The sequence below is a fragment of the Solirubrobacter phytolaccae genome (assembly GCF_027587195.1).
Lineage (GTDB): Bacteria > Actinomycetota > Thermoleophilia > Solirubrobacterales > Solirubrobacteraceae > Solirubrobacter > Solirubrobacter phytolaccae.
On sequence record NZ_JAPDDP010000024.1, the window covers coordinates 78,310 to 90,044 of the forward strand.

7 protein-coding genes are annotated in these 11,735 nt (G+C 72.9%); 3 read left to right on the forward strand and 4 right to left on the reverse strand.

Going from position 1 to position 11,735, the window contains the following annotated elements; genetic code table 11:
* Positions 1-56: 56 nt before the first annotated feature.
* Genes OJ997_RS15215 through OJ997_RS15225 form a run of 3 tightly spaced genes read left to right on the forward strand, consistent with a single transcriptional unit; the run spans position 57 to position 3,625 of the window.
* On the forward strand, positions 57-1,391 hold the full coding sequence (locus tag OJ997_RS15215; RefSeq protein WP_270026009.1) for an APC family permease: 1,335 nt from the start codon (positions 57-59) through the stop codon (positions 1,389-1,391).
* A 7-nt stretch (positions 1,392-1,398) separates the two neighbouring features.
* A complete protein-coding gene (locus tag OJ997_RS15220) occupies positions 1,399-2,694 on the forward strand; it encodes an acyl-CoA dehydrogenase family protein (RefSeq protein ID WP_270026010.1) in 1,296 nt (431 codons plus the stop codon).
* A 7-nt stretch (positions 2,695-2,701) separates the two neighbouring features.
* The gene (locus OJ997_RS15225; protein WP_270026011.1) at positions 2,702-3,625 is read left to right on the forward strand and encodes a M28 family metallopeptidase; all 924 of its coding nucleotides are present in this window, start codon (positions 2,702-2,704) and stop codon (positions 3,623-3,625) included.
* On the opposite strand, the gene OJ997_RS15230 is transcribed toward OJ997_RS15225, so the two are convergent.
* The 4 genes from OJ997_RS15230 to OJ997_RS15245 are packed head-to-tail and all read right to left on the reverse strand — an operon-like array spanning position 3,600 to position 11,626.
* Positions 3,600-7,247 (reverse strand): phosphodiester glycosidase family protein, encoded by a 3,648-nt coding sequence (locus OJ997_RS15230; protein WP_270026012.1) that lies wholly within the window; start codon positions 7,245-7,247, stop codon positions 3,600-3,602. The genes OJ997_RS15225 and OJ997_RS15230 overlap by 26 nt on opposite strands.
* 46 nt (positions 7,248-7,293) lie before the next feature.
* Positions 7,294-7,926 carry a response regulator gene (locus OJ997_RS15235; protein WP_270026013.1) on the reverse strand — a complete coding sequence of 211 codons (633 nt, stop codon included), beginning with the start codon at positions 7,924-7,926 and terminating at the stop codon, positions 7,294-7,296.
* Positions 7,923-9,071 carry a sensor histidine kinase gene (locus OJ997_RS15240; RefSeq protein WP_270026014.1) on the reverse strand — a complete coding sequence of 383 codons (1,149 nt, stop codon included), beginning with the start codon at positions 9,069-9,071 and terminating at the stop codon, positions 7,923-7,925. Before OJ997_RS15240 ends, OJ997_RS15235 begins: the two co-directional genes overlap by 4 nt.
* A 14-nt stretch (positions 9,072-9,085) precedes the next feature.
* Positions 9,086-11,626, reverse strand: a complete 2,541-nt coding sequence (locus tag OJ997_RS15245; RefSeq protein WP_270026015.1) for an ABC transporter permease — start codon at positions 11,624-11,626, stop codon at positions 9,086-9,088.
* Between the last annotated feature and the right edge of the window lie 109 nt (positions 11,627-11,735).

Sequence of the window (11,735 nt, forward strand, 5' to 3'; positions counted from 1 at the left end):
TATCGGCGCTTTGCGCGCGGGGCTTGATGGGGTCCAGACCTGGGTACCGCGCCTCAATGGCTGCCTACGCGGACACCTCTTCTGGCCCGGCCGACCGTGACGACGGGAGCCCGCTCGCCGCAGGCATCACCAAGAAGACGCTGCTGCTCTTCATCGTCGGCGACATCCTCGGCGGCGGGATCTACGCGCGGACGGGCGAGGTCGCGGGGGAGATCGGCGGCGCGATCTGGACCGGATTCCTGATCGCGGCCATCGTCGCCGCGTTCACGGCCGCCTCCTACGCGGAGCTGGTGAGCAAGTACCCGCAGGCCGCCGGCGCGGCGCTCTACATCCACAAGGCGTTCCGGAGCGACCTGCTGACGTTCGTCGTCGCGTTCGCCGTGATGTGCTCGGGCCTCGCCTCCGCCGCCGCGCTCGCGACGGCGTTCGGCGGCGACTACCTGAGCCAGTTCGTCGAGCTCCCGCAGATCCTCGTCGGCCTGATCGTGATCGCCGTCGTCACCGCGATCAACTTCCGCGGCATCAAGGAGTCGGCGGGCTTCAACGTCGTCTGCACGCTGATCGAGATCGCCGGCCTGTTCCTCGTCGTGGTGATCGGCGCCACGTTCCTGTTCGACGGCGGCGGCGACCCCGGCGCCGCGCTCGAGTTCAACGACGACGCCACGCCCGCGCTGCTGATGGTCGCGGGCGCCAGCATCGCCTTCTACGCGCTGATCGGCTTCGAGGACGCCGTCAACGTCGCGGAGGAGACCAAGGACGCGACGAAGTCGTTCCCGCGGACGCTGTTCACCGGCCTCGCCATCGCCGGCGGCGTCTACCTGCTCGTGACGATCATCGCCGGCATGACCGTGCCCGCGAACACGCTCGCGGACAGCGACGGTCCGCTGCTCGAGGTCGTCACGCAGGGCCCGCTCGCGGTCAATAGCAAGGTCTTCGCCGCGATCGCCCTGTTCGCGCTCATCAACGGCTGCCTGCTGAACCTGATCATGGCCAGCCGGCTGATGTACGGCATGGCGCGCGAGAAGGTCGTCCCCGAGGTGCTCGGCACGGTCCACCGCGGCCGCCGCACGCCGTGGGTGGCGATCGCCTTCACCGCGAGCATCGCCGCCGTGCTCGTCGTCATCGGCGACCTCACGACGCTGGCCGACACCACCGTCCTGCTGCTCCTGGTGGTCTTCATCGGGGTGCACGTCGCGCTGCTCAAGCTGCGCGGCGAGCGCGTCGACCACGAGCACTTCAAGGCGCCGACGGTGCTCCCGTACCTCGGCATCATCACCTGCGCGGGCCTCGCGGTCCAGTCGGTCACGGACGACCCGAAGCTCGTCCTGTGGGCGGGCGGGCTGATCGTCTTCGGACTCATCCTGTGGTTCGTCGAGCGCGCCGTGCGATGATCGACGCATGGCATGGGACTTCGCCACCGAGCCTGAGTTCCAGGAGGACCTGGACTGGATGCGCAACCTCGTCCGCGACGAGGTGTGGCCGATCGAGACCGTCTTCGACGACCTGGGGTACGAAGGGTTCAAGCGCGCGATCGCGCCGCTGCAACAGCGCGTGAAGGAGCGCGGCCTGTGGGCCGCGCACCTGCCGCCGGACCTGGGCGGGCAGGGCTACGGGCAGGTCAAGCTCGGGCTCATGCACGAGATCCTCGGCACGAGCCCGCTCGCGCCGGCGGTGTTCGGCAACGCCGCGCCCGACAGCGGCAACAGCGAGATCCTCGCGCTCGCGGGCACGAACGACCAGAAGGACCGCTACCTGCACCCGCTGCTCGCGGGAGACCTGCGCAGCGCGTTCTCGATGACCGAGCCGGACACGGCGGGCTCCGACCCGACGCTCCTGCAGACGCGCGCGACCCGCGACGGCGACGACTGGGTGATCAGCGGCCACAAGTGGTTCTCCACCAACGGCTCGATCGCGGACTTCCTGATCGTGATGGCGGTCACCGACCCGGACGCGCGGCCACACCAGCGCGCGTCGATGTTCATCGTCGATGCCGACACCCCGGGCGTGAACATCATCCGCGACGTCGCGACGATGGAGCACCCGGGCGACAGCTTCGGCCACTACGGCAACCACGCCGAGATCCGCTACGAGGACGTGCGCGTCCCCGCCGACGCGCTGCTCGGCGGCGAGGGCGAGGGCTTCCTGATCGCCCAGCACCGGCTCGGCCCGGGGCGCATCCATCACGCGATGCGCTGGCTGGGTGTGTCCAGGCGCGCGTTCGACGCGCTGTGCGAGCGCGCGGTGTCCCGCCACGCATTCGGCGGTCCGCTCGCCGAGAAGCAGAGCATCCAGAACTTCATCGCCGACTCAGCGGCCGAGATGCATGCTGCCCGGCTGATGACGCTGCACGCCGCCTGGAAGATGGACAACGAGGGCGCTTCGGCCGCGCGGACCGAGATCTCGATGATCAAGTTCTACGGCGCGCGGGTGCTCCACGACGTGATCGACCGCGCGATCCAGGTTCATGGGGCACTTGGATACTCGACCGACCTACCCTTGGAGGCGATGTACCGCTACGCCCGCGCCGCCCGTCTGTATGACGGGGCCGATGAGGTCCACCGCCAGTCGGTGGCGCGTCGCGTGCTGCGCGGCTACGAGCCCGCCGACGTGCCGTCCGAGCACGTCCCCACCCGCCGCGAGGCGGCCCGCGAGCGCTTCGCGGACCTGCTCGAGGCGGTGACCTCCAACGACTAGGAACTCGATGCTCGCGACGTTGATGTGTGCGGTCGCGCTGGCGGCGTGTGGCGGCGACGACCCCGCCGCGCCCGTCGAGAGCAGCACGCCGCAGACCTCCGCGCCCGACGTGCGGCCCACCGAGACGCCGACCGCGACCGCCGCCGGTGTGGCGCGCAAGGACCGCTTCGACGAGGACCGTGCCTGGAAGCAGCTCGAGTACCAGGTCAACCTCGGCCCGCGCCCGGCGGGCTCACCCGAGCTCAAGAAGCTCGCCGGCTACATCAAGGCGCGCATCCCGCGCGGCAAGTTCGAGAGCGTGCCGGGCGGGCTGACCAACGTCGTCGGCGAGATCCCCGGCAAGGGCAAGGCGATCGTGCTCGCCGCGCACTACGACACCAAGGACATCCCGGGCTTCGTCGGCGCCAACGACGGTGCGGGCGGCACCGCGGCCGTGCTGGAGATCGCGCGCGTCATGAAGGGGATGAAGCGGCCCAAGAACGCGCCGCCGATCCGCTTCGTGTTCTTCGACGGCGAAGAGGCGACCGACGACAACGACTTCTACGGCACCGGCGTGCGCGGCTCGAAGGCCTACGCGGACAAGCACGCGAAGGACGTCAAGGAGCTCGTGCTGCTCGACTTCGTCGCCGACAAGGACCTCTCGATCCCGCGCGAGGAGAGCTCGGACGAGAAGATGTGGGCGCGGCTGCGCAAGGCGGCCGAGCAGGTCGGGTCGGCGTCCGTGTTCCCGGAGGAGTCGCAGGGCGTCGTGCTCGACGACCACACGCCGTTCATCCGCAAGGGCATCCCGTCGATCGACCTGATCGACTTCACGTTCGAGTGCTGGCACCAGACCTGCGACGACCTCACCGCCGTGTCCAAGGAGTCCCTGGACCTCAGCGGCGAGGCCGTCCTTCAGTACATGCTCACGGCGTGGAAGTCGAAAGCGTGAACGTCAGCGTCCGGCTGTAGGTCCCGGTCCGCAGCGGGTCGGTGCGCGCGATCTTCTGCTGGAAGGTGATCGCGAACGTGTCGTTGGTGACGGGGCCGGTGTAGGTCTTCGGGCCCGTCAGGATCTCCAGCGGCTGGGCGAGCTGGAAGGCGCCGTTGGTGAGGTGGCCGGGGTCGCTCACGGTCAGCGCCGCGTCGCCGGCGGTGGAGGTGACGGTGGCGGCGGTCGAGGCCGTGTAGACGCCGTCCTCACCCGCGCGGAACGTGCCGAAGCTCGCAGGCGTGCCCAGCGTGAGCGAGAGCGTGGCCGGCACGGAGCCGCCGACGGTGCTCTCGACCGGCGGCGCCACGTACGGCGCGACCTGGATCGTCTTCTCGCCCTTGACCGGGGCGAGGTCGTCGCCCTCGCGCATCGAGTCGGCCTCGACGGCGACCTTGACCTCGCCGGCGCGGACCGCGGTCAGCTCGCGCGTGGTCGTGTTCAGGACGGCGACCTTCCCGGCCTTGCGCGCCTCGTCGACGTTGCCGTTGAGCTGGAGGGAATCGCTGCCCGACCAGCGCACGCTCATCGGGTACCGCAGCGGCACCTTGCGCGTGCCGGTGGCGACGCCGTTGGGCTGGATCAGGTCGCCGCCGAGCGTGGCGGACGAACCGGCCGCGAGCGCGTCCGGGCCGGTGACGTTGACGGTCTGGGCGAACGCGCGGACGTCGGCCGTGATGGTGTCGCCCACCCCGTACCGGACCCAGCCCGTGAAGCCGCCGCGGTCCGGCGTGCCGTACGGCGACTTGCCGCTCGACGGCAGGACCATGTAGGCCGCGCCTTCGACGCGCTCGACGTTGACGATCTGCGCGTGCGAGCCGACCATCAGCGCGGGCTTCTTGAAGTCGGCGAGCAGCTTCTCGATCAGCTGGACCTCCTTGCGGTCGCCGAGCTGGGACGCGTCGCCCGGGTCCGGGTCGTTGGTCGGGTGGTGGGCGAAGACGACGACGCGCTTGACGGAGTCGTCGGTGGCGGCGGAGTCGAGCGCGCTCTGCAGCATCGGCAGCTGCGCGTAGTCCGAGCCGCGGAAGGTGCCGCGCGTGCTGTTGAGCAGGACGAACCGGACGCCCTTGTGGTCGAACGTGCGATACGGATCGCCGAAGACGGCCTTCCACGCGTTCAGGTTGTCGGTGCCGTAGGACTCGTGGTTGCCGGGGACGTACAGGCACGGGACCTTGTCCGTGGTGGGAGCGCCCGGGGCGCCTTGCTCGACCAGGTCGCAGCCGCCGGCCTCCAGCACCTGCTTGGCGAGGTCGACGTCGGCCTGGTAGCCCGTGTCGACGATGTCGCCGTTGAGCACGACGAAGTCCGGGTTGTGCGAGCGGATGCGCTTGAGCGCGGCGATCGCGACCTTGCTCAGGTCGGGCGCGGCGGCCGTGAACTGGACGTCGGAGAGCGCGGCGAAGCTCCAGTCCGTGTCGGTCAGCTCGCCGTCGGCGTCGATCAGGCGGTCGGGCAGCGGCGCGTCGGCGGCGGGGGTCGCGATCTCGGCCGGGACCTCGACCTCGAGGTCGTCGAGGATGAACGAGCCCTTGTACTGGCGGGCGGCGGCCGTCTCGATCAGGCGCACGTTGTCGACCCGGACCGGGTACTCGACGCCGCTGGCCGGCAGGTTGACGGAGAACTTCGTCCACTCCGTGCCGGTGGCGTAGCCGGGGCGCAGGTCGATGACCTTGTTGGCGGCGTCGCGCAGCGAGATCGTCACCCACTGGCCGTTGCCGTCGCCCTTGACCCACACGGAAGCGCGCAGCGGCTGGCCGGGGAGCGTCTTCTGCGTGCGCAGGACACCGCCGGCGGAGCGGGTCGCGGTCGCCTGCGTGAAGTCGTAGGTGACCTTCAGGCCCTTGCCCGTGCGGCCCTCGTCGACGATCTGCGCCGTGCCGCCGGCCGCGCGGTCGTGACGGTAGTTCCAGACGTTCTCGGCGTCGAAGCCGTCGATCAGCACGCGCTGCGCGCCGACCGTGACGGGCACGCGGGCGGTCAGGCCGGCGGCCTTGATGGTGAGGATGGTGGCGCCGTCGGCGATCGGGTCGACGCGCAGGGCGTCACCGGCGGCCGTGATGTCGAGCACAGTCTTGTCGTACTCGAGCGTGAGGTCGGCGGGGTCGATCGTGGTGGCGAAGCCGTCCTCGTCGCGGCCGTTGACGCGCAGCGTGGAGGTCGCGGCGCTCGGGTCGGCGTAGCTCAGGCGCAGAGAGCTCGGCTCGAGCTCGACGGGCTGCTTCAACACCCGCACCTCGGTGCTGGCCTCGACGGTGCCGGACTTGGCGGTGACGGTGACGGTGCCGGGCTTGTCCGGGGCGGTGAAGACGTTGCTGCCGCCGGTCCACGTGATGGCGCCGGCCTCGACCGGCGTGTCGCGATCGTCGAGGCCCGCGGCGCTGAAGGTGCGGCGCAGGCCGGGGAAGACGCGCGCTTCGGCGGGCGAGATCACGAGGTCGTGCACGGTGCCGTCGCCCTTGGCGAGGAAGATGCCGACGCCGTTCGGGTCGCTGCGCTCGCTGCCGTCGGACGGCGAGTTGCGGAGCGTGGGGAGCGGGTTGCCGAGCGGGCGGGCGATCATCGTCGTCGAGCCGCCGCCGTCGAGGTTGAGCGCGGTCTCGGCGCCCAGGTCCGCCATCAGCTCGGCGGTCTGACGCACGGTCGGGCCGAGCACCAGCGACTGGCGACCGTCGGCCGTGACCAGCATCAGCGTCTTGCCGCCGTTCTTGAAGCCGATCGCGGTGCGCGGGGCGAGCTCGCCGCCGGCGCCCGGCTGCGGGATGCCGTTCTTGACGAGGATCACGTTGCCGCCGACGGCGAACGTGAGCTTGTCGGTGATGTCGCTCTTGAGGTCGTACGCGAGGCTGACGGCGTCGCCGACCTGCAGCGCGCGCAGGGCGGTCGCGCCGGCCTCGCGGCCGACGAGCGCGAAGCTGTTGGCGGGAAGCTCACCCGCTCCGGCCGTGGTCGGGGTGATCGAGGCGACCTTGCCGTCGGTGACGATCACCTCGGCGATGTCGGTCGCGCCCTGGACCCCGCGCGTGCGGCTGAACGCGCCCCACAGCGGCGTGTAGGCGGCGATCTGGTTCGCGCCGACTTCGGTCGGGTCGTTCAGGGAACGCACCGCGCGCGGGCCGGACGGGAGCGTCGCGGTGGCCTCGAGCGTGAGGTTCGCGAGCCGGCCGAGGCGGTCGGTGGAGACACCGGCGACCTGGGTGCGGCCGATGCCGGACTTGCGGATCGCCCCGTTGAGGATCTCCGGGCCGATCGCGGCGTTCGAGTTGTTGATGTCGAAGAAGTCGCCGTTGACGCCGGCGACGGCGCCGGCCTCACGGACCTGGGCGCTGAGCGCGCTGCCGCGCGCGACAGGACCGGCGGTCAGCAGGTCCGTGCGGACGCCGTCGCGCTGCAGGTCGACCTCGAGCACCTGGGCGTCGGTCCAGCCGATCTCGGAGAGCGTGACCAGGTGGCGGAGCGTGACGCCCGGACCGATGCGCTCGGTCTCGTCCGTGAGCGCCAGGCCCGCGGCGGCCGCGGTGGACGGCGCGGCCAGTGCCGCGACGGCCAGTGCCGCGGCAAGGGTTCTGGGGAGTGTTTTCACGCGCCCGGTTCTCGCTCATCCGGTGCATCGGCGCGTGAAGTGGTTGTTACCCCTGCAGGTAGGCGACGACCGCGAGCACGCGGCGGTGATGGTCCTCGGTCGGCGGGAGGTCGAGCTTGTCGAAGACGTTGCGGATGTGCTTGGCGACGGTGGTCTCGGTGACGACGAGCCGCTTGGCGATCGCGCTGTTGGAGTGCCCTTCGGCCATCAGCGCGAGCGTCTCGCGCTCACGCGCGGTGAGCCGTTCGAGCGGATGCTGGGCGAGCAGGCGGCGGACGACCTCGGGGTCGACGACGGTTCCGCCCTCGAGGACGTGGTGGAGGGCGGCGACGAGGGCGCGGACGTCGGCGACGCGGTCCTTGAGCAGGTAGCCGACGCCGCCCTGCTCGCCCGCGAGCAGCTCCGCCGCGGAGGTCTGCTCGACGTACTGGCTGAGCACGACGATCTTGAGCCCGGGATGGCTGGCGCGGAGCGCGAGCGCGGCTCTGAGGCCCTCGTCGCGGAAGTCCGGCGGCATCCGCACGTCGGTGATGACGAGCTGCGGTTGGTGCTCGTCGACGGCTTTGAGGAGCTGCTCCGCGTCACCGACGGCGGCCTTGACGGTGAAGTCGAAGCGCTCGAGCATGCCGACCAGGCCGTCCCGCAGGAGGCCTGAGTCCTCGGCGATGACGGTGCTCACGGGCACGGGATCTCCGCTCGCACCGTGGTCGGTCCGCCGATCGGGCTGTGGAGCGTGAGCCGCCCGCCGACGGCCGCGACGCGGTCGCCGAGGCCCGCCAGGCCGCCGGCCGGTTGCGCGCCGCCCTTGCCGTTGTCGTGCACGTTGAGGATCAGCGTGTGGTCGGCGAGCTGGACGTCGAGGTCGATCGCGTCGGCTTCGCTGTGCTTGGCGGCGTTCGCGAGCGCCTCGGCGAGCACGAAGTAGGCGGCGGTCTCGACGCTCTCGGGCAGCCGCTGATCGAGCTGCGTGGTGTGGCGGATGGGGAGCGGCGAGCGGTCCGCGAGCTCCTCGATCGCGCCGGGCAGGCCGCGGTCGGCGAGCGCCGGCGGATGGATGCCGTGGATCAGGTCCTTGAGCTCACGCATGGTGCTGGTCGCTTGGCGGTGGGCTTGGTCGACGAGTCGCTCGGCTTCGGTGTTCGTGCCTTCCAGCTCGATGCGCGCGAGGTCCAGCGTCATCGCGAGCGTGACGAGCTGCTGCTGCGCGCCGTCGTGCAGGTCGCGCTCGATCCGGCGGCGCTCGACGTCGAACGCGTCGATCAGCCGGACGCGCGAGCGGGCGAGCTCGGTGACGCGCTGTTGCAGCTCGTCCGGCTGGGGGCGCAGCAGCTCGCGCGCGAGGAACGCGTGCGCCTCGGCGAGCCCGACGGTCGCGTACGTGCCGGCGATGAACAGCGCGAGCCCGGCCGGCACGGCGATCCAGGCCTCGGTCGTGGTGTCGATCGTGACCAGGCCGGCCGCCACCGGGCCTTCGCCGAGGAGCGCGGGCGAGAGGATCAGCGCGAGGCTGCCGATGCTCCAGCACGTGAGGAAGGCGACCTCGAACGGGGCGAGGATCGCGCTCGTGGCGGTGTGGGTCACGACGCGGAGGTTCGGCTTGGCGGCGGGGATCGGCGGCTTGTCGAGGAGCGTGACGAGGCGGCGCTCCAGCGGCGTGGCGAGCGTGGCGGCCACGAGGTACGCAAGGGTCGCCGGCACGGCGAGCGCGATCGCCCAGCCGCCGGCGAGGATCGGGGCGAGCACGAACAGCGCGCCGAGCGTCGGGATCGGGAGCCGCGCGGCCAGGTAGGCGACGGCGCGCCACGGCCGCGAGGACACGAGCATGGCGCGGATCGTAGTCAGCCCGTGGGTCCCATCACGCGCCGGGCCGCGATCGAGGAGGCGCTGACGGAGATCGCGGCGAACGCGGCCGTGAGCGCGGCGATCAGCGCCCAGGGGAGCGCGATCGCGACCGGACCTTCGAGGGCGGCCGCGCCGCGCTGGAGCCCGGTGACGATCAGCGCCGTGATCGCGCAGCCGAGCAGGCCGCCGGCGAGCGTGACCGCGAGCGCCTCGGCGGCGACGAGGCGGACGACGTCGCCGCGGGTCGCGCCGGCGAGGCGCAGCAACGCGAGCTCGCCCGCGCGGGCCACCGTTCCGGTCGCCGCGGTGGCGGCGAGCGCGATCGCCACGTAGAGGATCGCGACGCCGAGGATCACCTGCAGCGCGAGCGGGTTCATGTTGCTGGAGTCGGTGACGTCGGCGACCTTGCGCGTGGCGGTGCCGCCGGTGATCGCGAGGCCGCGCTGCTTCGCGACGGCGCGCAGGGCGGGTTCGTTCCCGCGCGCGTAGACGACGGTCGCGGCGCGGTCGTTGACGTGCCCGGCGAGCACCTCGTACGGGACGAACAGCCCGACCGACCCGAACCCGTCCGCGACGATCGCGACGACGCTCAGAGCGCGGACCTTCCCGTCCGGCAGCCGCGCGCCGACCCGCTCACCGACGCGCAGGCCGAGCTGCTTCGCGGTGAGCTCGCCGAGGACGATGCCGTCGAACCGCTCCAGTGAGCCGCGGAGGACGCGGGTGCGGAGCATCAGCGGCAACGCGGCGCGCTCGGCGGCGACGGCGCGAAACAGCGTGCCGCGCAGGTGCATGTCGCCCTCGAGGGTCGCGCCGACGAGCGCGCGCGGGGCGACCGTCGCGGCCGTCGGCAGGACGCCGCCCCTCGTCGCGCCGTCGCGGCGTGTCGTCGGCGTCGCGGCCGTGGTTGTCGCGCCGTCGCGGCTTGCCGGCGCCGTGGCCGTGGCGCCGTCGAGCCGCGCGGTCGCGCGCAGCGCGGCGAGGTCCGCGGCGGACAGGTCACCGTCGGCGGTGATCACCAGCGCGTCCGGGGCGACCCGCGCGCGGGTCGAGGCGGCGTCGGAGGCGCTGAGCGAGTTGACCATCGTGGCGAGCGCGCCGGTCAGGCCGATCGCGACGAGCACCGGCGCGGCGGTCGAGGCCGTGCGGCGGACACCCGCGCGGGCGTGCTGGCGGATCAGCAGGCCGCCGGCGCTGCGGACCGGCGACACGAGGACGCGGACCAGGAGCGGGACGATCAGCGGCGCGAGCAGCCCGAGCCCGACGATCGCGAGCGAGGCCGCGGCGAAGGCGAGCGGCAGCTGCGCCTCCGGCTCGGCCTCGACGTTGAGCAGCGCGAGCGCGACCGCCCCGGCCAGCGACGGCAAGCCGAACAGCCAGCGCGAGACGGTCATCACGCCGCGATCGACGGCCGCGTCGCGCAGCGCCTCCGCCGGCCGGACCCGCGCGGCCCGGCGCGCGGCGAGCCACGCGCCGCACAGGCCGACGAGCAGCATGAACCCGGCGCCGATCACCACCGCGAGCGGCTGCGGCGTGACGGACATCGACCGCGGCGCGAGTCCTTTCGCCACGATCCAGCGGCCCAGCAGCGGACCGATCACGAGGCTGAGCGCCGCGCCCGCGAGCCCGGCGGCGACCCCGACGAGCGCCGCTTCGCGCAGCACGAGCCGCCGCACCTGCCGCGGCGTCGCGCCGACCGCACGCAGCAGCCCGAGCTCCCGCCGCCGCAGCGCGACGCTGAACGCGAACGACGAAGCCGTGACGAACACCGCGACGAACGCGAGCGTCATGCCCATCAGCGAGAGCAGGACGCCGGCGCCGGCCAGCGCGTCCCGCTCCGGGCTGGGCTCGGCGAGCCCGCGCCGCGACCCGGTCAGGACCTCGCCGCGGTCGCCGACGATCTTGCGCACCGCGGGCGCCGCCGACCGTGGCCAGACGGCGAGCGCCTCGACGCGCGGCGCGAGCGCGGCCGCCTGGGCGTCGCTGAAGAAGACCCCGGCGGAGACGCGCCCGACGACGCGCAGGCGGCGCGGGCCGTCGGCGGCGACGAGCGCGACCGTCGGGTCGGCGCCTCGCCCGCCCAGCGACGTCGCGCCGCCGGAGGGTGGCGCCGTGTTCGCGGCCGCGAGGTCGGGGCCGGCGACGACCTCGTCGGGAGCGGACGGGGCGCGGCCCGACAGCAGCCGCGTGCGAAGTCGCGCGGACCAGGGACGCGCCGTGAGCGCGACGCCGTCCACCCGCACGGTGACGGCGCGGTCGCGGACCACGCGACGGACCTGCGGGAGCGCCGCGACGCGCGCGGCGAGCGTCTCTGGCACGGCCGCGCGGTGCTGGTATGGCTCCTCGCCGGCGCCGAGCGGCGCGGTCACGATGATCGGGGCGGCCGCGTAGCGCGCGGGACCGGTGTCGACCGCGTCGTCGGCGGCGACGAGCACGGCGCCCGCACCGATCGCGAGCGCCGCGCCCAGGGCCAGCGCGACGAACGCGCCGGCCAGCGACGGCCAGCGGTCACGCAGCGTGGCGAACGCGAGCCGGAACATCACGTCGCCGCCGGGAGAGTGGCCGCGGCGAGGGCCGGCGCGGCGTGGGGCGGCGCGGCGAGGTCGGGCGCGGCGTTGGGCGGCGCGGCGTGGGCGGGCGCAGCGTCGG